The sequence below is a fragment of the Phormidesmis priestleyi BC1401 genome (assembly GCF_001650195.1).
In the GTDB taxonomy this organism is placed as follows: Bacteria; Cyanobacteriota; Cyanobacteriia; order Leptolyngbyales; family Leptolyngbyaceae; genus Phormidesmis_A; species Phormidesmis_A priestleyi_B.
In genome coordinates this window covers 1-20,085 of sequence record NZ_LXYR01000068.1, presented here as the reverse complement: position 1 = coordinate 20,085, position 20,085 = coordinate 1, and the positions used below count along the sequence as shown (strand labels likewise).

Sequence of the window (20,085 nt, the reverse complement as noted above, 5' to 3'; positions counted from 1 at the left end):
GTATTCGCAAGCAGTTGCGCGACTCGGACAACCTACGCGATGCGGTAGAATTTGTTCTTAAACAAGCTGCGTCCTAACCAATGTGGCAGTGGCTATAGAACGCCCTCATCCCCCAGCCCCTTCTCCCAAGTTTGGGAGAAGGGGAGCCAGTTTCAAAGTCCCTCTCCCAAGTTTGGGAGAGGGATTTAGGGTGAGGGCTGATTCATGCAGGAGGTCTACTCTGCACTAGGAACTGATACTTGATCCAATGAAGTCAAGATTCTGTCTTCTCAGCTTGTAATAATTGTTGTCTCCCTTCTTGCAACCATTGGCATCTACCAGGATGAACTTACGGATAAAGGCTCTGCGACCCAACTTCTGAGCACCCGTGAACACTTTCTTAAGTGCGATAAGTCAGAGGTTTTTAGAACCCGTGATATGGCGTGTTACACCCCCCAAGGTGAATGACTACACGGCTTCTGATGAATTTCTTATTGAGATCGTGCCATCACCGAAAAGTTGTCGCGGTCTAAAGTGCCCACTTGGGCACCATCAATTCCAATCAGAGTCAGCCAAACTGATGGTGCATTAGACATCATGCATCCCTTCACTAGGAGTTTGACTCAACTATGGAAATTTCAACCTTTGAGCTACTGGTTAAACGCATTGCTCCTCCGCCTGCTCCGCAAGATGTGGCTAGACGAGTCGTACAAGGCTACTTCTTAACCATCACGAACCTGGAGTTCAAACCGTTAACCTATAGAATCCGGTTCAACATCAGCAAGCCTAATCCTGCGGGTGATCCCGATCGCACGCTGTTTGGCAATGCTGCCTTGTTTTATGACATCGCAGGAGCGAATACTCCAATTCCTTTATCGGGTGGTGCAAACAGCACTATTTTTGGCGGTACATTTGTATTACCACCCAGACAAACGGCTTCTGTACAGTTGTTGCCTAACCCTAGCCTGTTTGCCGATCAAAATCCTGATTTTGAAGTGCGGGGCTTTGTCACCCTGAGTTTGCCGCGCATTCAGGGACAGCCTCAAAGCACAACCCCAGTCAAAGTGTTACTCAACCCTGAGATTCGGGGAACCTTCTTGCCCAATAATTTTCCGGGTGGAGCGGGCGGAGATTTCGATCAAATCAACTACCCGTTGACGGTTGCTACAGGCAAAGCGTTGAACGAAATTGTATCCGATCAGCGAATTGTCATTCCCGTAATCACACCGGGAGTTTTGCAGTCGTTGCCTACCGACTCGATCGAGTCACTTTTAGATGCAGACGACCTGGAAAAATCTCAAAGCCTGATTCAATTAATGGCTCAATTGGATGGAGATCCCAAAAGCTTGGAGAACCTGAGTGATGCGCTTTCTAAGCTGAACATCCCTGTTCGAGTGTCTTCTACTTAGTAGTCCGTCAAGCCTAGGATCGGGGATGAAACGAAGCTGAGTTCTTGTTTCATCCCTCATTCCTCAGTCGATCGTCCTTCATCATTGAGAACCGTCATGGCTCCAGTTTTCAGGTTCAGTCCGGTTGGTTTTAGTTGGGTCGCGATTCACCCTGAACCCAAGGGGGTAATTCAGTTTATTGGCGGCGCTTTCTTTGGCACCTTTCCAACCGTTTTCTATCGATATTTTCTGCAAACATTATTTGAAGAAGGCTACACCATTATTGCACTGCCCTTCCGGTTTAGCTTTCGTCACTGGTCGATCGCGATCGATTTACTCAAAGAACAAGAAATACTCCGCGCAGAACTCTCGAAGATTACAGGCAATGATGTCTATCAAGACAAAGCCAATTACTTTTGGCTGGGGCACAGCTTAGGCTGCAAATATATTGCTCTACTGGAATTTCTCAGCGGTGATCAATGGAAACAGATTACAGAATCTTGTGTTGAACCGCAGGCTTATAAGCAGGTTGAGGCGATTATTGCCAATGCTGAGTTAGAGAGTGCTTCAATCTTGTCTCAACCTTCGCTGTTAGTTGCGCCTGATATCAGCAATACCGAAAGTGCAGTTCCGATCCGAGCGATCGCCCGGTTGCTCGATCGAGTTGGGCTAGGGGTGTTGCCGACTAGAGAACAGACTCAGTGTTTTATTGAACAGAGTCGTTTGTTTAATCTTACGGCTGTCATTTCCTTTGCTGACGATCAGTTAGCTGGCAGTGAAACCGATGAGTTTAAGGATCAGAAAACCCAAGAAAATAGCGATGTTCTCTGGCTGATTCGGCAATTGAAGACGAGAAAATTTCCAATTTTGCACACAGAACTACCCGGCAGACACCTGGAACCGCTGGGTATCAAAGTAGGTGAGCACATCGTAGATCTCAACCCGTTTGACAAGTTTATCAAACTGCTTAGAGGTAGACTGCTTGAGCGCTACACCATTCAGTTGTTAACGCAACTAAGGCAGCGACAAACCAAAGTTGAGACTAACTTAGAATCGGTGGAGAGCCTTATTTCTTTGGTTAAATGACATTAGGCGGGCTTTGCCTACAATTCCTGTTGACCCTAGAATCCAATCGCCTTTAGGTAGGAGAGTATGTCAACATAAAGTCATTGTTTGTAAATTGATTAACGTTAGCTATGCCAAAAGCAATCTGGAACGGTGCAGTTTTAGCAGACAGCGATCGCTGTGAAGTGGTAGAAGGAAATCAATATTTCCCCCCTGATTCAATCAAGCGAGACTATTTTAAAGAAAGCAGTACTCATACAGGCTGCCCCTGGAAGGGAACTGCCAGCTACTACACGGTCGAAGTTGATGGACAGGTCAACAAAGATGCCGCCTGGTATTATCCGACTCCAAAAGATGCTGCCAAAAATATCACAGGCTACATCGCCTTTTGGAAAGGGGTAAAAGTCGAGGCTTAGAGACACGCAGAATTGAAACCATTCAACCTACGATTCTCAAGGCATCAACTGATGCTGAATTTTGATGCCTCGGTTTTGCATCACCTGCTCAAATAAATCGGTCGGGAGTGCCTGCTCGATCGCCCACACTCCCGGCTTTTTTAACTGCCCTGACAGCAATAACTCGACGACGGTGCCTGTGCCGCTCCCTGCCGCGATCGCCGTGTCAGAATGAGTCAGCGTCGAACAACAGCGCATCGGTTGCCCATCTTTTGTGCCTGTGACCTCCGATCGAATCGCGACCCCAATGCCGCTAAAGCGATCGCTAACATCGGTCATAAAGTGGCTAACGTGCGATAAAAACTCAATCACCGCCGAGTTGCGTAACCAGCTAGGATGCCACCACCGTGCCACGCTCCAGGTCAGGTAGTTATAAAACGTGGGCACCGTCGCAAATTTAGTAATCACCGTTTTGACTGGAAAGGTATCAGGCAGCGTGAACGCCTCTGGCATATCAAACCAGTAAACGCCAACCTTGCCATAGGGAGATGGGAACTCGACAACTTCACGATCGCTATAGGGTTTGACCGATCGCCATTCTCCATCAATCCAGGCTTTAAAGGGACGTTGCAGCCCCAAAAATGTGGTTCGCATGACCGTCACGCCTGCGCCTCCTGAGCCAGACACCACATAGCTGAGGTGAATTTTTTCAACCTCGTCTAGCTGCTCGACTCCCTGACGCACCATGCTGTTTGAGATGCCTGGGAAAATGCCCGTGTTGATGATCGCAGTCACGCCTGCGGCTTCGGCTTCGGCTCGATGCTCTAACACTTTGCGCGTAAACGAAGGATGATCACTAACATCCACATAGTTTGCGCCTTGCTGAATGCACATCTTCAGAACTTCAGCATCGCGATAGTGAAATGGTCCGGCACAGTGAACGACGACATCGGCTTGAGAAATGGCATCTTGAAGGTCGCCGCGATCTGCCAGATCCACCGTCGCAAATCGGACTCGTGCCCCTAGATGGTCACTTTTTTGTTCTCCTTTTGTGGAGTTGCGACCCGAGATCGTCACCGATGCCTGAGTATGAGCCAGCAGGTCAGCCGCCACTTTGCTGCCAATTCTGCCACTGCCACCGAGAATCAAAACCTGATTTGTCATGCCGATCGCTCACCAAATCCTGCGTTAGGGTGGGTTGTCGCAAAGAAACGAGCCAGTCGCTCTCGTTACGACTTTTCTTAGATCTTAATGCTATCTGCCATTCCGATAGAAGAATGGTTGCATTATGAAATGAATCTGCTTCTGAAGTGATTTGAGAAACATTAGTAGAGTCTGCAATGCGAGTTTTTGATCAATATCTATAAACACACCAAGCTATAAATCAGAGATTTCGTCTGACAATAGAATTAGCAATAGAGTTGACACACAATCAGCATAAATTACGACTGCCGAAAGACTGAATCTGCGGCAGACTTCACCGACTCTCTGATATCTTTCAGCGTTTGGGAGATCGGAGCTTGATGATGTAAAAACACTCGCGCACAGTTGCGTCCCGGCATTCCTGAAATTGAGCCACCGGGATGAGTTCCGGCACCTGTTAGAAATAGACCCTCGATCGGAGTTTTATAGTTTGCCAACTCTGGCAACGGTCGAAAAAAGACCATCTGATCGAGCGTCATATCGATGTGATAATAATTGCCTTTGAGAGCACCTAAGCGCTCACTCAGTTCTGCCGGACTTTCGACTCGACGCGCGATCGTGGCTTTTTTGACGTTGGGCGCATAATCGGCGAGTTTGTCGATGACGCGATCAGCGACGCGATTTTTAATCTCATCCGTCCAGCCTGTGCCATTGAGTCCGGTTCCCTCTGCGCCTTCAATTTGGTAAGGGGCAAAAAATTCAATCCACAGCGTATGTTTGCCGTCGGGTGCCATCGTCGGATCGAGCATCGTGGGCTGCACAATATACATCGACGGATCAGAGTCGGGAATTCTGCCGATCGCCGGATCGGTGTGAGCAATTTCGACGTGTTTGACGGAATCTGCAATCAGAATTGAGCCGATCAGGAATTCGTCTTGATGCTGATATTGCTCAAACTTTAGCGGTTCTGACATCGCTAAATCGATTTTAAGAATCGTCTCATTGTTGTTGACGATGCGCCGATCTAAGCGATCGCGCAGTTCTGGATCGGCTTTATTAACATCGTTTTCATCGACCAGATGTAAAAACAATCGTTTTGCGTCGATATTAGAAATCACGCCTCGCGTCGCTCGATACTCAGTTCCATTATTGAGCCGCACTCCCACGGCTCGACCATCATCGACTAACACTTGCTTGACCTGCTGATCGGTAAGAATTTCGCCGCCCAAACTCTTAACCCGTCTGACCAACGCTTCAACTAGCGCCCCCGTTCCCCCTTTGGGTCGTGCCATGCCAGGATGGTGACGCATTGACATCATCATCACTCCGATCGCCAGATTTTTTTGGGATGGCGGTGCACTCAATTCTGCCGCTAATCTGGCGAGGGGAGCTTTGACGATTTCAGTATCGAACCACTCATTGAGAATGTCTTCCGCACTCGTCAGCATGGTGCGAACAAAATCTAGCGCTTTGTTTGAGGAGCCGACCACTGAAAAGAAATCTTTGAGTTTTTTGAGGTCATAGTTGCCCAAAATATCCACAACTGACTTAGGCGGCGCGTTAAACATCGGAGTCATTGCACTAATCGTTCGCAGCCACAAATCGGTGAATTCTGCATATTTTTTGGCATCTCGATCGCTATATCGCGCAATTTCTGCACAGGTTTTCTCAACCGATCGGTGCGCCAAAAAATACTTCCCGTCTGGGTGCGGACAAAACACCACTGGGTCGCAAAACAGATATTCCAGCCCATATTTGGTGAGTTCTAACTCCTCCACTACTGGACCTAAATGAATAAATTCATGGTCGATCGCGCAGAGATTAAATTTAAACCCTGGCGCACGATCGGGCATCACCTCTTCGGTTGTCGCTGCCCCACCGGGAACCGAACGCTTTTCAAGCAGCAGCACACTGTAACCCGCTTTTAGCAGATAGGCGGCGCAGACCAATCCGTTGTGACCTGCACCAATAATGACGACATCGTAGGTTTGCATTGACTGACTCCAGAGAGTTATTTTGGGCGTTGCTGAATGCAAATATAAGTTGCCCTCGCCAACCCTTCTCCCCAATTGAGAAGGGCTAGAATTCTTGTCCCCTCTCCTTTTGGGAGAGGGCTAGGGTGAGGGCGACCTTATTGGCGTGCTTTGCTATTATCAAGAAAATCGAGGACGTGGTTCCACACTTGGTCTAGAAGATCGGGGCGATCGGCATCAAACCACTCGATCGTCGAATCTGCCCGAAACCAGGTGCGCTGCCGTTTGGCAAACTGACGCGTGTGCAAGACAATCAGTTTTTCTGCCTCCAAAAGGGAAATATCACCGTTCAGATATCGCTTCATTTCGCCATAGCCCAACGTCTCTAGTAATGGTAAATCTTTGCCATATTTTTCGCACAGCGTTTTCACTTCCGTTTCAAATCCCATCTCTATCATGTGACGAGTGCGTTGCTCAATGCGTCGATCGCCTGCCTCAACGCTTTCACAATCCAACCCAATTTGCAGAATCGGATAACTCGGCGGATATTCTCCCTGCTGCTCAGTAATCGGGCGACCCGTCACGTAATAAACCTCTAGCGCTCTCAGCGTCCGCACCTGATCGTTCGCGTGAATTCGTTGAGCAGACTCCGGATCGACTTGTTGTAAGAATGAATAGAGTTGAGATTGCCCAAGCGATTGAAGCTGCGATCGTAGCTCCATTTGTGGCGCAACTCTCGGAATCTTTAACCCCCGAACGATCGACTTTATATAGAGTCCCGTGCCGCCTACCAAAAGTTTAGGGCTGGGAGTTTGAATCAGCGACTGCGCGAATCCTTGATATTGGGCGAGGGTGAGAGTCTCGATCGGGTCGCAAATATCAATCAAATAGTGAGGGACGAGTGTTTGCTCTGAAGGAGTTGGTTTTGCGGTGCCGATGTCAAACTCTCGATACACTTGACGAGAATCGGCGCTGATAATCACCGAATTGAGCCGTTGTGCCAGAGAAATCGCCAAGCTAGACTTCCCCGTTGCAGTGGCTCCGCACACTATAATGAGAGATGGTACAAGTGTATTAGACGATAAAAAGATGCGATCGGAATTCAATTCTTCAGGCAAAATAGGCTGATCCATTCCTCTAATAAACTTCGCTTGATAGCGGCTCAAAATCGCTCGTAAGCCTTTTGTGTTAGAATTTACATAGATTTTACCCTCTGGATTCATTAGAGAGTTTCAGACCGCCTAAGGGAGCGCTTCAACTATGACAACAAATTATGGTGCTGATCAGATTCAAGTCCTCGAAGGTCTTGAGCCTGTTCGTAAGCGACCGGGAATGTATATTGGCACCACCGGACCGCGCGGGCTTCATCACTTAGTTTACGAGGTTGTAGACAACTCGGTTGACGAAGCGCTGGCGGGATATTGCAAAAATATTCAAGTCTCCATCAACCAAGATGGCTCAGTGTCAGTCACAGACGACGGGCGCGGCATTCCGACAGACATTCACCCCCGAACCGGGAAGTCAGCCCTCGAAACGGTGATGACCATCCTCCACGCGGGCGGTAAATTTGGCGGCGGTGGATACAAAGTCTCCGGCGGGTTGCACGGAGTCGGGATCTCAGTCGTCAACGCCCTTTCTGAGTGGGTCGAAGTCACAGTTTGGCGTGAGAAAAACATCCACACTCAACGCTTCGAGCGCGGCATCGCCATCGGCGAGTTGAAGGTAAAGCCCAGCCCCGAATCATCCCGCACCGGAACGTCTGTCTCGTTTCTGCCCGATACGACGATCTTCGTAAATGGCATTGAGTTTGACTACGCCACGATCTCCGGACGACTCCGCGAACTCGCTTACCTAAACGGTGGCGTGAAAATCACCTTTACCGACAGCCGCCCCGCCTCACTCAAAGACGGACAGCCCCACGTCGAAACCTATTTCTACGAAGGCGGCATCCGCGAATATATCAGCTACATGAATCGCGACAAGCAGCCTCTGCACGAGGAAGTCATTTACGTGCAGGGTGAGCGCAACAATGTCCATGTCGAGGTCTCGCTGCAATGGTGCGTCGATGCTTACACCGACAACATTCTCGGTTTCGCTAACAACATTCGCACGATCGACGGCGGCACTCACTTAGAAGGGCTAAAAGCTGTCTTGACGAGAACGCTGAACGCGATCGCGCGCAAGCGCAACAAAATCAAAGAAGGGGAGCCAAACTTAGCGGGTGAAAACATTCGCGAAGGCTTGACGGGCGTGATTTCGGTCAAAGTCCCCGACCCTGAGTTTGAGGGACAAACCAAGACCAAGTTGGGCAACACTGAAGTTCGCGGCATCGTCGATTCTCTCGTCGGCGAAGTCTTAACCGAATATCTGCAATTCCGTCCTGCCGTGTCGGATGCGATTCTAGAAAAAGCGATTCAGGCGTTTAACGCTGCCGAAGCTGCACGACGAGCGCGGGAACTCGTTCGCCGCAAATCGGTTCTAGAATCTTCCACCCTGCCCGGAAAGCTGGCAGACTGTGCCTCTCGTGACCCTAGCGAATCTGAAATCTTTATCGTAGAAGGCGATTCTGCGGGAGGATCTGCAAAACAGGGGCGCGATCGACGCTTCCAAGCCATCTTGCCTCTACGCGGAAAAATTCTCAACATTGAGAAAACCGACGACTCTAAGATCTACAAAAACACCGAAATTCAGGCATTGATTACGGCGTTGGGTCTGGGTATCAAGGGCGAAGAGTTTGACTCGTCTCAACTGCGCTATCACCGCATCGTGATCATGACCGACGCAGACGTAGATGGCGCACACATCCGCACCCTATTGCTCACCTTCTTCTATCGCTATCAGCGCTTGATGGTTGACCAGGGCTATATTTATATCGCTTGTCCGCCGCTCTACAAAATCGAGCGAGGTCGCAACCACTACTACTGCTATACCGAGCGTGAACGCAATGCCCGAATTGCAGAGTTCCCAGCGAATGCAAACTACACAATTCAACGCTTCAAAGGTCTGGGTGAAATGATGCCTCAGCAGCTTTGGGACACCACGATGAACCCCGACACTCGCACCTTTAAGCGCGTTGAAATTGAGGATGCTGCCGAAGCCGATCGAGTGTTCACAGTGCTGATGGGCGATCGAGTTGCCCCTCGTCGTGAGTTTATCGAAACCTACGGCTCTAAGATGAACCTGGCAGATTTGGATATCTAACGGTTTTCAGCTTGCAGACTCGGTGAAATTAGACTAAAAGCAGCAATCTTTAGAGACGGCTGCTTTTTCTACTCATAGCTGTAGCTCACTGGATTAGAACATTGCTGTACACAAACCGCGATATTTCCTGTTCAAAGCAGGACTCGAATTGAGTTCTCTGCTAGAAATAAAATGCGGTGGCAAACTCTACTTAAGATGGCGTAGAAACCGCTCAGAGAGAGGCTTATAACGATTATCAAAAAAGCGATAATAGGAATATCAGAGTCAAGAGAAAGCAAATGAGAATTCAATCGGCAGTGCTAGTACATCTGGGGTTTGGTAAGTATGTGCGCTCTGACCAAGTGACGGCGGTCGTTCCGATCGAAGAAGATCGCGGTCCCGGTCGTCGCACCTTTGTTCAATTAGAAGGACAGACCGATCCGATTATTGCGTCACGGGCAGAAGACTCGATCGTCCGAGATCTAGTGCAAGAGCCGCGTGAGGTGACTCAATCTCGTCAGCAGCAAGAGATTTTGCGTGACTTGTTTAATGATTTACAGCAAGTGAATAAGTCTGTCCGTCGCTTTTCTCGCGACGAGGGAGGGCTGGATCTCGATCGTTTAGAGCGCCGCATTCGAGAAGTTATAGAAGAATAAGGATTTACAGGTTCTAGCAGTCGTGCCAGAGCCTGTTTTTTATTGAGGGATTTGAACTCACGCAGTTAAAAACGCTTCGACGTACTTGGGTTACGATAAGACGATCGCTGAGTAATTTGCTATGAACTGGACGGATTGGATATATCTGGGAATAGGACTCGCCATCGGCAGATGGATCTGGGGCGAATCTAACAGCGATCGCCGTGTTCTACAAGTTTCGACTTCTCCAGCAGATTTGTCTCGCGATCGACAACGTGAATTGGCATATCAAATGGCGATCGAGATGAGCCAGTTTAAGGGAGGGTTTTTGTCGCGCACCTCTCACGAGCTACGATCGCCCCTCAACGGGATTATTGGCGTTCATCAACTGATCTTGGCTGACCTGTGCGAAAACACCGCCGAGGAGCGAGAATTCATCACTCAAGCGCATGAGTCTGCTCTCAAAATGGTGCAGATTTTAGATGAAGCGATCGGCGTTGCCAGAGTCGAGCAGGGAACCGACGCGCTAGAACTGCAGCCTGTTCAACTCGCTGAAATGCTGTCGCAAGTCAAAACCCTGACCCATCTCAAAGCCGAAAATCGCAACCTGTGGATGACGATTCAGATCCCTGAGCCTGAGATTTTTGTGCTGGCAGACCCGAAGTGGTTTCGGCAAGTGCTGCTGAATTTGGTGAATGGCGCGATCGACACGATGCAGCAAGGCAAAATCACGCTCTCGGTGCTGTCGGTTGATTCAGACTACGCTTATGTGGTGCTAGAAGATGAGCGTCCCGCAGAGTTTTGGCAGGAGTCGATCGACCTGTTGAATTCGGTCTTGGATGAACCGCTGAAGCCAGATTCCTTTGAGCCAAAAGCGCGATCGCCGGAGTTTAGTCTTCTGTTGAGCCAAACCTTGATGGAAGCTATGAACGGGCGACTGGAACGGTTAGCCATTCCTGAATCTGAAGAAACGCTGAGTCGCATTCAGTGTTCAATTCCTTTGGTTGCTCTAGAGACAGACCAATAGCTTCACAAAATACGCTAGTCTAAAGGCGTTTTAGAATGGGCTAGCTGTGAATCGATAAAACATGGATGCGCTAATCGGCAAAACGCTTCAGGGTGGCAAATACACTCTAAATGCAGAACTGGGACGCGGTGGCTTTGGCATCACCTTTAAGGCAACTCATCACTATCTCAATCAGGTGGTGGTGATCAAGACGCTAAATGAAGCGTTGCGGAACGATCGTAACTTCCCAGAGTTTCAGCGCAAGTTTCAAGATGAAGCGCGACGATTGGCGATCTGCGTCCATCCCAATATTGTGCGAGTCAGCGACTTTTTTTTAGAAGACGGCTTATCGTTCATGGTGATGGATTACATCCCTGGCGCGACGCTAGAAGAATGGGTCTTCCCCGATCGACCCCTGCCCGAAGCAACTGCCATTCACTACATTCGGCAGATCGGCTCGGCGCTGCAAGTGGTTCATCAAAATGGCTTGCTGCACCGCGATATTAAGCCCCAAAACATCATTCTTAAAGAAGGAACTCAGCAAGTCGTCTTGATCGATTTTGGGATTTCTCGTGAGTTTACGCCCGGTTCGACACAGACCCACACCAACATGATTTCGTCGGGATATGCCCCGATCGAGCAATATTTCGCCCAAGAAAAGCGCAGCCCCGCTACCGATGTCTATGGATTAGCAGCCACTCTTTACGCATTGCTGACGGCTCAGATTCCGACAGCTTCGATTTTACGCGATCGTCAGCCGATGATTGATCCCCGATCGTTACAGCCTCACCTCAGCGCCTCGGTCAATCAAGCAGTTATGCAGGGGATGGCGCTCGATGTGCGCTATCGTCCCGCGACGATCGAGGCTTGGCTCAAACTCCTGCCACCGTCTGAATCGAGGATTTCTGGTATCACATCCATCCCCAACGCAGCCACGGCTCCAGTTGGGCTAAATAGCGCTCCTCAAATCCCGATTACTCCTTGGCAGACGCAAGAACCTACGATTCCCCTGTTGCCCTCTCAACCCGATCGCACTCCACTGCAGGAACTCATTGCGGGAACTCAGGCAGTGGGTGTCAATCCACGAACTGATTCCGCCCCGCGCAAGTCTGGCTTAAAATTAGTGCTGGGAATGGCGGCCGCCGCTGGTGTTGCACTGACTGCGGTAGCGATCGGGTCATTGCTATCCAAGCCAAACCCGCCAGAAACTCCGGTCTCGATCGTCACGACTGAGCCCTCACCCTCGATCGTGCCTTCACTCGAACCCTCTCCTACGCCTTCTGCCGCGCCATCTCCAGAAGTGAAAGTCTCGATCGAGCCAACTCCTCCAACCCCAGAGCCAGTTCCCTCAAGTCAACCCACGCCAAAGCCCCAAAAAAGTATCCAACCCTCAACTCAAATTTCCTCCAGAATTCCCGGCTTTCCGACAGGCACCTCCGAGTCTGAAGTGAGAGCGACTCTAGGCGAACCGACTTCCACCAAGACAGGGTATTGGGCAAATACTCGCAGCGCTTTGTATGAAGTCATTCCCGACAGCGTGACGTTGGCTTATATCTACGATCGCACCTCCAATCAAGTTCGCCAAACCGAAGCCTCGTTTGCCCCGTCAATGGATGAACTGCTGATGCGAGTCACCGTTAACGGGATGTTGGGAAGCCAAGCCCCGTCAGACGTAATGGCAGGGCTTCAGCGGGTCTATCAACGGCAATCGAGTCAATACAGCTTTCAGCAAGGCAGTCTAAAAGGCGTGATTGAGCGAAATAACCGCGATCGTATTTACGTTGCCGTTTGGGATGCAGATCTGCATTAGTCCCTTAAAAAAGCAAAAGGGCAGATAATCTATCTGCCCAAAAACGTTAGCGATCGCAGTCAGCACAGCGATTTAGTAACGGCGAGAGCCAGTGGTTTCAGTTTCACTGGGATCACGATAAGCGGTTGCTACGTCATCTTGCTTGCTGCGACGACCTAACAGACCAAACAGACCCAACAAGCCCATCAAACCCCAATAGCCGTTTCTGCCTTCGTCGCCGTGGTCATAATTTTGGGTAGTTGTTGTTGTACCTGTCGTACCCGTGCTATCCGTACCTGTCGTCCCCGTCCCTGTCTGAGCTGAAGCAGGCAAAACTGACAAACTTAGAGCGACAGTGCTAGCAGCCAAAACCTTAGCAATGGTGTTGTTTTTCATAATTCAGAACCTTGTGATTAAGTTTTCTTTGAACAATTCAAGATTATGCAGTCTGCGCCCAATTCAAATCATTCTTAGGCTCGATATCCCTCTCTTCTTTAAGTAGCGGTTTGGTCAACCCCTCGATCGGGATCATGCCTCTATTGACAGACTTTTCACTCTTGCAAAACATTTCAAAACCGTTACATTACAGGCTTTGTCAGCGAAAGCGAAGACTCACAGTGATAAGCTGACAAATGGATTTGAAACACTTATCAAAAGAGGCGGAAATGACGGGGCAGCAGGTTCCTTACTTATTGCGGGCGGCACGCGGAGAAGTGCTCGATCGTCCTCCTGTGTGGATGATGCGACAAGCGGGTCGCTATATGAAAGCCTATCGAGATCTGCGGGATCGCTACCCCTCGTTTCGTGAGCGCTCAGAGATTCCAGACGTGGCGATCGAGATTTCGCTTCAGCCCTGGAAAGCCTTTCAGCCAGATGGCGTAATTCTGTTCTCCGATATCGTCACGCCTCTACCGGGGATCGGCGTTGAAATGGATATTGCTGAAGGCAAAGGTCCAATCATCGAGTCACCGATTCGCACCCAGGCACAAGTCGATCAACTGCGTCCGCTAGAGCCAGAAGAGTCGTTGCCCTTCATCAAAGAAATTCTTACGGCACTGCGTCAAGAAGTCGGCAACCAGTCAACCGTGCTGGGTTTTGTCGGCGCACCTTGGACTCTGGCAGCGTATATGGTTGAGGGCAAAGGCTCTAAAACCTATTCGGTGATCAAGAGCATGGCGTTCTCAGATCCGACCATTTTGCATCAACTGCTGGGCAAATTGGCAGACTCGATCGCCACCTACATCCGCTATCAAATCGACTGTGGCGCTCAAGTCGTGCAGATGTTTGACTCGTGGGCGGGGCAACTGAGTCCGCAAGATTACGACACGTTTGCCCTGCCCTATCAGCAGCGCGTTTTCAAGCAAGTCAAACAAACCCATCCCGACACGCCGCTAATTTTACTGGTGAGCGGCAGCGCAGGTGTCTTAGAGAGAATGGCACAGTCGGGGGCTGATATTATCTCCGTCGATTGGTCGATCGACATGGCAGATGCCCGTGCCCGATTGGGCAAAGAGGTCAAAGTGCAGGGAAATATTGATCCCGGTGTTTTGTTTGGCTCTAAAGAGTTCATTCGCGATCGGATTCTCGACACTATCCGCAAAGCAGGTAATCGAGGACACATTCTCAACCTGGGACATGGTATTCTTCCCCTTACACCTGAGGAAAATGCGGCGTTCTTCTTTGAAACTGCCAAACAGGTTGATAAGCTACTAGCTACGTCAACTTATTAAGGGTGAAACACCCGACACCCTACCCGCGCTCAAATGACCAAAAAGCGAATCTTGGTGACTGGTGCGAGTGGCTGCATCGGTCACTACATTGCCGAAGCGTTAATTCAAGAGACTGAGCATGAATTGTTTTTGCTGGTCAGAAACCCTGACAAGCTCAAGCTAAACGTTCGTGCTCGTCCTGGTGTCACGGTGATTTGCGCTGATATGCGAGACATTGGGCAGCACAGCAGTCTCTTAAAAACCATTAACTGTGCAGTGCTGACAGTAGCGGCGTGGGGCGGCGACGACGTTTATGACATCAACGTTGCAAAAACTCTGGAGTTAATGAGCCTGCTCGACCCCGATGTCTGCGATCGAGTCATCTATTTCTGCACGGCGAGCGTGTTGGGTCGTGACAATCAGCCCCTTAAAGAAGCGGGTGAGATTGGCAGCGATTACATTCGCTCTAAATATATTTGCTATTCGCGGCTGAGTGAGTTGGCGATCGCACCTAAAATCACCACGGTGTTTCCCACTTTAGTGTTGGGGGGCGGCGATGGCTATCCTCTTTCACACATTTCGTCAGGCATTGCAGATGTTGTGAAATGGATCAAGTTGATTCGCTTTTTAGACGCTGAGGGCAGTTTTCACTTTGTTCACGGTCGAGATATTGCTCAAGTGGTGCGGCATTTAGTCGAGCATTCTGCTGGCGAAAGTGAGCCGCGTGACCTGGTGTTAGGCAACGAGAAAATCACGGTCAATCAAACGATCGAAGAAACCTGTGATTATCTCAATCAAAAAATCTATTTCCGCATTCCGCTCTCACTCTGGCTGGCAGATCTATTCATTTTCCTGTTTCGCATTCAGATGGGCGACTGGGATCGGTTTTCACTTCACTATCTGCACTTCACCTACCAAAATGCTGTCAGCCCCGCCACGTTTGGGCTGCCAACCTATTGTGCGACGCTTTACGACGTTCTAAAGATTAGTGGAATTCCCCGACGGCAACCGCGACGTTCCAAAATCAGAGAGCCTGAATGAATTCTAAAATCTCTTGCTAGAAATGTTGGAAACTTGAAAGCAAGACGATACGCTCAAGAAGTCTGTGATGGGTCACGTTTTTTGTGTGAGGCTTTGTAAATTATGCGCGTTTTGCTCATTTACCCTCAGTTTCCCAGAACCTTCTGGTCGTATGAAAAATTATTAGAACTAATCGATCGTAAAGTTCTTTTGCCGCCGCTGAGTTTGGTGACGGTTGCGGCGATTTTGCCTCAGGCCTGGGAGTTTAAGCTAGTCGATCGCAATATCCGTTCAGTCTCTGACGAAGAATGGAACTGGGCAGAATTAGTCATCGTGTCTGCCATGATCGTGCAGAAAGAAGACATGCTCGACCAAATTCGAGAAGCCAAACGCCGCCATAAATCGGTCGCAGTCGGCGGACCTTATCCGACCTCGATTCCTCATGAGCCTGCTGAGACGGGGGCAGATTATTTGATTCTGGACGAGGGCGAAATCACCTTACCGCTGTTTGTCGCTGCGTTAGAGCGAGGTGAGACTCACGGAACGTTTCGATCGGGCGGTGAGAAACCCGATATCACGGGCACGCCGATTCCTCGATTTGACTTGCTAGATTTTACTGCCTACGATGCGATGTCGGTGCAGTTTTCGCGCGGGTGCCCCTTTCAGTGCGAGTTTTGCGACATTATCGTGCTCTACGGGCGAAAACCCCGCACCAAAACCCCTGAGCAACTATTGGCAGAACTGGATTATCTCTATGATCTCGGCTGGCGGCGACCCGTGTTTATGGTCGATGACAACTTCATCGGCAATAAGCGCAACGTCAAACTGTTTCTCAAAGAACTCAAAGTCTGGCAAGAAACCCATCAGTTTCCGTTTCGGTTTAGCACCGAGGCTTCGATCGATTTGGGGCAAGATGCCGAGTTGCTGGAATTGATGAGTCAGTGTAACTTCAACGCGGTCTTTTTGGGCATTGAAACGCCCGATGAAGAAAGTCTAGCGATGACGAAGAAATTTCAAAATACTCGCAATTCTCTCTCAGAGTCGGTGGAGGCAATCACGCGATCGGGCTTGCGCATCATGGCAGGGTTCATCATCGGCTTTGATGGTGAAAAAACGGGTGCGGGCGATCGCATTGTCCAGTTTGCTGAAGCAACCAGCATTCCCACTACCACGTTTGGAATGCTGCAAGCATTGCCCAACACAGCGCTCTGGCATCGCCTTGAAAAAGAAGGCAGAATGCTTGGACAAAGCAATCTCAATCAAACGACGCTGATGAATTTCGTCCCGACTCGCCCTTTAGAAGAGATTGCGCGAGAGTACATTGAGGCATTTTGTGAGCTATATGACCCGGAACGATTTCTCGATCGTACCTATCGGCACTTCTTAATTATGGGTGCCCCTAAGTGTAAGCTGCCGTCAAAACCGATTAGCTGGGTCGAGCTGCGAGCGCTTTTGATCATCGTCTGGCGACAGGGAATCAAGCGCAGCACTCGCTGGAAGTTTTGGCATCACCTATTCAGCATGATGAAACGCAACCCTGCGGTCTGGAAGCACTATCTCTCGACCTGTGCCCACGAAGAGCATTTTCTAGAATATCGCCAGATTGTGCGCGATCAGATTGAAGCTCAGGTGCAAGACTACTTGACCGAAGCGGAGCGGCTCAAAGGTCAGGACGTGGCGATCGCGCCTAGCAGTCTCATGAGTCGTTAGTGGCTGTGGCTGTCTGGCGATCGTGGGAACTTTCCTATGATTGTCAGACAGCTTCTAGAACGTGTTTTCAACGTCCTACGATGGGTGCTTTAGCTTTGAAAATCCCCCTTAAACCGTCGCCTTACAATCAGACAACTTAGGAGTTTGAACGAGGATAAGCGCCCAATTTCCACATAAAAGCAGCAACTAGATTAGTGAGAATATGAGCGACGATCGGCACCAATAAGTTGCCCGTCCAGATCGCGCTATAGCCTAACAGTGCGCCAATGCAGGTCGCCCAAACGACGTATGCCCACTGTTTAAAGTTGCTGAGATGCAGCACCCCAAAACAAACGCTAGAAATCAAAACGCCTTCTAAGGTGAGACCAAACTCAGGCAGCATGACCCCGCGAAACAGCAATTCTTCGCTTAACCCAGGCAGCAACCCCAGCCAAACCAAATCGGGAATGAGCAGCGGTTTGAGCACGAGTTCGAGATAGTAATCGGCGCTGACGCGATAGGCTGCCCAAAACCGATAGACGATCGAGCTAGCGATCGTGATTGAGAGTCCTAACCCGACCCCTTGCAAGATGGCTTCTGCGCTCACGGTCACGGGCAACAAGTTGACTGAGCCAAGCTGCATCCAAAATTTGGATACGAGCAGCAGCACAACGGCGGTTACGCCCATTGCAATCAGGACTTGAGTGCGGGTTAACGGCTCCATTTCTGGAGTTTCAGGGATTTGTGCCACTGGAATTCCGGGGGTAAGGTTTACGAGAGCGGGTATCACACTATAGCTCAGGCTACCAAATTGCAGATTCGATGACTGCATCAGTTTCTAGATGGCGCAGAGGCGCGATCGCCGGATTCAGCGCTTTATGATCGATCCCAGCCCGATCGCACACCAACACGCCTAACGCTTCTAGATAAGAATTTACCGAGATGGCATTGATCCCCAGAGATTCTGGAGGGACTTGCATTTTTGTATGGTTTTCTCTAACGGCAATGATCTTAGCGGAAGATTGGCTGAGACTCATCACAGCACTTCCGCCGCAAGCAGTTTCTGGAATGACGATCGCATCAATTTGATCAGCCCACACATCGCTAGAGTGAACGCTAGAAAGAATGCTTTGAGTAATGAATTGAGGAGCGCGACTCAACCCCACCAAAACACAGGGAAGAAACGTAAATCCTAATTCTTCGGCTGCCGATCGGGGCGACAGTTCTGCCTCTAAGGGCAATGGCAACAAGGCAGGCGCATGAGCACAAGGAATCTGAAAGGTTCGCACGATCAGATGGCTAATCACAGCTTCGGCACCCGCTAACGGGTCAACGCCTTGACCGTGACGATAATTGTGCAGAGCCTCGCTTCCACAATCATCTGGAAATCGCGCAACGACGGCGATCGCGGTGGCTCCGGCTTTGTGAATCAGTTGATCTGCGGCTCTCAATAAGCTATCGGGCTGCTCGATCGTGCCCCAAGTCGCGCCAGATGCCGCGGTTTTTAACTGGACGTTTAACGGCTGATCGGTGATCACATACTCGGTGAGATTCAGTCCGAGTGTGGCTCGTGCCGCGTCCGCCGCTTGTAAATGTCGCAGTCGCAAATCGGATTCGATGGCACGATCGAGAATCAGTCCAATCCGATTTTGATGCACAGGACGCAATCCCCAACTGCCAGCCGCCACCTGATCGAGTCCGTAACCCTCGACGTATAGGGCATTTGGCAGATTCCAATAAAGCTGGGCACCGTTGAGAACGTTGGGGTGAGTGATCAGGCGATCGCAAACCTGTGCCATCATTCGCGCCACCGGAAGCGCATCGCCTGCATAGCCTCCGATCGCGGCTCCGATCCCGGTTGGCACAATCAGAACGACAGTATAGGGGCGTTTAGTCATGGAGAAGTCGTTACGATCGCTTCGATCTGGGCTTTTTGGTTCTTAGCGTTCACGCTAGTGACCGCCCAACGGAGAGGCTCACCGTGGGTTCGCAGTGTAGACTCGATCGCGAGCTGCATTTCGGCTAGTGTTGCTTGTAGGTCAACTTCAGTGATGACAAAGCGTGTATTCATAATTGTCGAAACAATGCCCAAATCATTCATTCTAGTGTCGTCAATCTACTTATTTTGATGCTGTCCAAACTGTAGGTGATAAACGGTTTCTTCTTTTTCAGTAGCGATTTTGAGATCCGATCGAGGAAACGTCACACAGAGCAAAGCATATCCCTGATCCTGCAATTCTTGACTCACGCCCATGCCATCGGTCTGATCGATGGTTCCTTCTAAGATCTGAGCCGCGCAGGTAGTGCAGACCCCAGCCGTACAAGAACTGGGCAAATCTAACCCTAATTTGTTTGCAACTTCAAGAACTGTTTGATCGTCGGGGACTGCGATCGTGTGAGTGTGTCCCCGATGCAGAATTTCAACGTTGTAGGTTGCCATTTTAACTATGATTTTGCGTGTGTTCCCATCCTTATATTAGAAGAATCGCAGCGCTAAAGTGGATAATCTGCTTCAACGCTAAAAAAACACTTTGCTTGAAGGAAATCGCCCTGTCTGTCAAAATCTAAAACTCGAAACTCAAAATGGGATTAGGCTAGTATAGGACTTACGCATTGACAGGAAAGCAAAAATGTGGTGGGTTGAGATTAGCCCATTCAGCGGTATCCGGTTGTGAGAGAACAGTCAAAGCCCTCAACTGCTCAGTGTAACGCTAATCTTTACACCTTGTTTCTCCTGGCAGAACCCAAGTACGTGAGTTGTGTGCGTTTGGCTGAGATTCTTGAAGAACTCAGTCACGATAGCGTTAACCGCTTTTTACTACGAGAGCAATACACTCCTAAAGACTTGTTTGATGAAGTCAAAGGGGAACTGATTTTGAAAGGGGGAACTGCCAGTATCGATGACAGCGTGGTGGACAAGCCTTACCGCGACCCCAGTAAAACTGCTTTGGTCGGATACTTCTGGTCTGGCAAGCACAAACGAACGGTTAAGGGAATCAATCTGATCACGCTGTATTACACAGACATCGCGGGTAATTCTGATCCGATTAACTTTCGCATTTATGACAAACGTGAGGATAAAACAAAGAACGAATATTTCATCGAGATGCTCCA

Annotated in this window: 18 protein-coding genes and 1 pseudogene; 11 read left to right on the top strand and 8 right to left on the bottom strand. The window is 49.7% G+C overall.

All coding sequences use genetic code 11. The features are described from left to right. Positions 1–608: 608 nt before the first annotated feature. From A8707_RS22630 to A8707_RS22620, 3 genes are all read left to right on the top strand, one after another. Positions 609–1,388, top strand: coding sequence for a hypothetical protein (locus tag A8707_RS22630; RefSeq protein WP_068819448.1), 780 nt, complete (start codon positions 609–611; stop codon positions 1,386–1,388). A 96-nt stretch (positions 1,389–1,484) separates the two neighbouring features. After that, positions 1,485–2,453, top strand: a complete 969-nt coding sequence (locus A8707_RS22625; RefSeq protein ID WP_068819447.1) for a DUF1350 family protein — start codon at positions 1,485–1,487, stop codon at positions 2,451–2,453. A 110-nt stretch (positions 2,454–2,563) separates the two neighbouring features. Continuing rightward, positions 2,564–2,848 carry a DUF427 domain-containing protein gene (locus tag A8707_RS22620; protein ID WP_068819446.1) on the top strand — a complete coding sequence of 95 codons (285 nt, stop codon included), beginning with the start codon at positions 2,564–2,566 and terminating at the stop codon, positions 2,846–2,848. Positions 2,849–2,884: 36 nt separating this feature from the next. Here A8707_RS22620 and A8707_RS22615 read toward each other — a convergent pair whose 3' ends face one another. The 3 genes from A8707_RS22615 to miaA all read right to left on the bottom strand — a co-directional run bounded on the left by A8707_RS22615 (position 2,885) and on the right by miaA (position 7,166). Continuing rightward, positions 2,885–3,991, bottom strand: a complete 1,107-nt coding sequence (locus tag A8707_RS22615) for a saccharopine dehydrogenase family protein (protein WP_068819445.1) — start codon at positions 3,989–3,991, stop codon at positions 2,885–2,887. 278 nt (positions 3,992–4,269) lie between these two features. Continuing rightward, positions 4,270–5,964 (bottom strand): beta-carotene ketolase CrtO, encoded by a 1,695-nt coding sequence (crtO, locus tag A8707_RS22610; RefSeq protein ID WP_068819444.1) that lies wholly within the window; start codon positions 5,962–5,964, stop codon positions 4,270–4,272. Positions 5,965–6,101: 137 nt separating this feature from the next. Beyond that, positions 6,102–7,166, bottom strand: a complete 1,065-nt coding sequence (gene miaA / locus A8707_RS22605; protein ID WP_231948356.1) for a tRNA (adenosine(37)-N6)-dimethylallyltransferase MiaA — start codon at positions 7,164–7,166, stop codon at positions 6,102–6,104. A gap of 37 nt (positions 7,167–7,203) precedes the next feature. Between miaA and gyrB the strand changes: the two genes are divergently transcribed. The 4 genes from gyrB to A8707_RS22585 all read left to right on the top strand — a co-directional run bounded on the left by gyrB (position 7,204) and on the right by A8707_RS22585 (position 12,574). Further along, complete coding sequence (gyrB, locus tag A8707_RS22600) at positions 7,204–9,144, top strand: DNA topoisomerase (ATP-hydrolyzing) subunit B (protein WP_068819443.1); 1,941 nt, start codon at positions 7,204–7,206, stop codon at positions 9,142–9,144. A 278-nt stretch (positions 9,145–9,422) separates the two neighbouring features. Continuing rightward, positions 9,423–9,779 carry a hypothetical protein gene (locus A8707_RS22595; RefSeq protein ID WP_068819442.1) on the top strand — a complete coding sequence of 119 codons (357 nt, stop codon included), beginning with the start codon at positions 9,423–9,425 and terminating at the stop codon, positions 9,777–9,779. 121 nt (positions 9,780–9,900) lie between these two features. Continuing rightward, positions 9,901–10,785 carry a sensor histidine kinase gene (locus tag A8707_RS22590; RefSeq protein WP_068819441.1) on the top strand — a complete coding sequence of 295 codons (885 nt, stop codon included), beginning with the start codon at positions 9,901–9,903 and terminating at the stop codon, positions 10,783–10,785. A gap of 61 nt (positions 10,786–10,846) precedes the next feature. Further along, entirely contained in the window at positions 10,847–12,574 is a 1,728-nt protein-coding gene (locus tag A8707_RS22585) for a serine/threonine protein kinase (protein ID WP_068819440.1), read from the top strand. Between the two features lie 72 nt (positions 12,575–12,646). Here the strand turns inward: A8707_RS22585 and A8707_RS22580 are convergent, their stop codons facing one another. Then, positions 12,647–12,949, bottom strand: coding sequence for a WGxxGxxG family protein (locus tag A8707_RS22580; protein ID WP_068819439.1), 303 nt, complete (start codon positions 12,947–12,949; stop codon positions 12,647–12,649). A 236-nt stretch (positions 12,950–13,185) separates the two neighbouring features. Here A8707_RS22580 and hemE point away from each other — a divergent pair, with 236 nt between their 5' ends. The 3 genes from hemE to A8707_RS22565 all read left to right on the top strand — a co-directional run bounded on the left by hemE (position 13,186) and on the right by A8707_RS22565 (position 16,992). Continuing rightward, positions 13,186–14,283, top strand: a complete 1,098-nt coding sequence (gene hemE / locus A8707_RS22575; RefSeq protein ID WP_462686400.1) for a uroporphyrinogen decarboxylase — start codon at positions 13,186–13,188, stop codon at positions 14,281–14,283. Positions 14,284–14,316: 33 nt separating this feature from the next. Then, positions 14,317–15,303 carry an NAD-dependent epimerase/dehydratase family protein gene (locus tag A8707_RS22570; RefSeq protein WP_068819438.1) on the top strand — a complete coding sequence of 329 codons (987 nt, stop codon included), beginning with the start codon at positions 14,317–14,319 and terminating at the stop codon, positions 15,301–15,303. Between the two features lie 102 nt (positions 15,304–15,405). Then, the gene (locus A8707_RS22565; protein ID WP_068819437.1) at positions 15,406–16,992 is read left to right on the top strand and encodes a B12-binding domain-containing radical SAM protein; all 1,587 of its coding nucleotides are present in this window, start codon (positions 15,406–15,408) and stop codon (positions 16,990–16,992) included. A 136-nt stretch (positions 16,993–17,128) separates the two neighbouring features. Here the strand turns inward: A8707_RS22565 and A8707_RS22560 are convergent, their stop codons facing one another. The 4 genes from A8707_RS22560 to A8707_RS22545 are packed head-to-tail and all read right to left on the bottom strand — an operon-like array spanning position 17,129 to position 19,411. Further along, complete coding sequence (locus A8707_RS22560; protein ID WP_082906464.1) at positions 17,129–17,803, bottom strand: CPBP family intramembrane glutamic endopeptidase; 675 nt, start codon at positions 17,801–17,803, stop codon at positions 17,129–17,131. After that, positions 17,775–18,869 carry a DUF3326 domain-containing protein gene (locus A8707_RS22555; protein ID WP_068819436.1) on the bottom strand — a complete coding sequence of 365 codons (1,095 nt, stop codon included), beginning with the start codon at positions 18,867–18,869 and terminating at the stop codon, positions 17,775–17,777. The genes A8707_RS22560 and A8707_RS22555 overlap by 29 nt, the downstream gene beginning before the upstream one ends. Then, on the bottom strand, positions 18,866–19,042 hold the full coding sequence (locus tag A8707_RS29310) for a hypothetical protein (RefSeq protein ID WP_197484979.1): 177 nt from the start codon (positions 19,040–19,042) through the stop codon (positions 18,866–18,868). The genes A8707_RS22555 and A8707_RS29310 overlap by 4 nt, the downstream gene beginning before the upstream one ends. Before the next feature lie 45 nt (positions 19,043–19,087). Next, positions 19,088–19,411: a 2Fe-2S iron-sulfur cluster-binding protein gene (locus A8707_RS22545; protein WP_068819434.1), complete on the bottom strand. Its 324-nt coding sequence runs from the start codon at positions 19,409–19,411 to the stop codon at positions 19,088–19,090. Between the two features lie 231 nt (positions 19,412–19,642). Between A8707_RS22545 and A8707_RS22540 the strand changes: the two are divergent. After that, a pseudogene (locus A8707_RS22540) lies at positions 19,643–20,085 on the top strand (IS701 family transposase); the annotation flags it as partial.

Bases quoted from the DNA above. Each gene is read 5' to 3' on its own strand.
- A8707_RS22620 (WP_068819446.1), top strand. From the start codon at position 2,564: ATGCCAAAAGCAATCTGGAACGGTGCAGTTTTAGCAGACAGCGATCGC.
- A8707_RS22545 (WP_068819434.1), bottom strand. From the start codon at position 19,411: ATGGCAACCTACAACGTTGAAATTCTGCATCGGGGACACACTCACACG.
- A8707_RS22555 (WP_068819436.1), bottom strand. From the start codon at position 18,869: ATGACTAAACGCCCCTATACTGTCGTTCTGATTGTGCCAACCGGGATC.
- A8707_RS22625 (WP_068819447.1), top strand. From the start codon at position 1,485: ATGGCTCCAGTTTTCAGGTTCAGTCCGGTTGGTTTTAGTTGGGTCGCG.
- A8707_RS22585 (WP_068819440.1), top strand. From the start codon at position 10,847: ATGGATGCGCTAATCGGCAAAACGCTTCAGGGTGGCAAATACACTCTA.
- gyrB (WP_068819443.1), top strand. From the start codon at position 7,204: ATGACAACAAATTATGGTGCTGATCAGATTCAAGTCCTCGAAGGTCTT.
- miaA (WP_231948356.1), bottom strand. From the start codon at position 7,166: ATGAATCCAGAGGGTAAAATCTATGTAAATTCTAACACAAAAGGCTTA.
- crtO (WP_068819444.1), bottom strand. From the start codon at position 5,964: ATGCAAACCTACGATGTCGTCATTATTGGTGCAGGTCACAACGGATTG.
- A8707_RS22580 (WP_068819439.1), bottom strand. From the start codon at position 12,949: ATGAAAAACAACACCATTGCTAAGGTTTTGGCTGCTAGCACTGTCGCT.
- A8707_RS22630 (WP_068819448.1), top strand. From the start codon at position 609: ATGGAAATTTCAACCTTTGAGCTACTGGTTAAACGCATTGCTCCTCCG.
- A8707_RS22570 (WP_068819438.1), top strand. From the start codon at position 14,317: ATGACCAAAAAGCGAATCTTGGTGACTGGTGCGAGTGGCTGCATCGGT.
- hemE (WP_462686400.1), top strand. From the start codon at position 13,186: ATGGATTTGAAACACTTATCAAAAGAGGCGGAAATGACGGGGCAGCAG.
- A8707_RS22615 (WP_068819445.1), bottom strand. From the start codon at position 3,991: ATGACAAATCAGGTTTTGATTCTCGGTGGCAGTGGCAGAATTGGCAGC.
- A8707_RS22590 (WP_068819441.1), top strand. From the start codon at position 9,901: ATGAACTGGACGGATTGGATATATCTGGGAATAGGACTCGCCATCGGC.
- A8707_RS22560 (WP_082906464.1), bottom strand. From the start codon at position 17,803: ATGCAGTCATCGAATCTGCAATTTGGTAGCCTGAGCTATAGTGTGATA.
- A8707_RS29310 (WP_197484979.1), bottom strand. From the start codon at position 19,042: ATGAATACACGCTTTGTCATCACTGAAGTTGACCTACAAGCAACACTA.
- A8707_RS22565 (WP_068819437.1), top strand. From the start codon at position 15,406: ATGCGCGTTTTGCTCATTTACCCTCAGTTTCCCAGAACCTTCTGGTCG.
- A8707_RS22595 (WP_068819442.1), top strand. From the start codon at position 9,423: ATGAGAATTCAATCGGCAGTGCTAGTACATCTGGGGTTTGGTAAGTAT.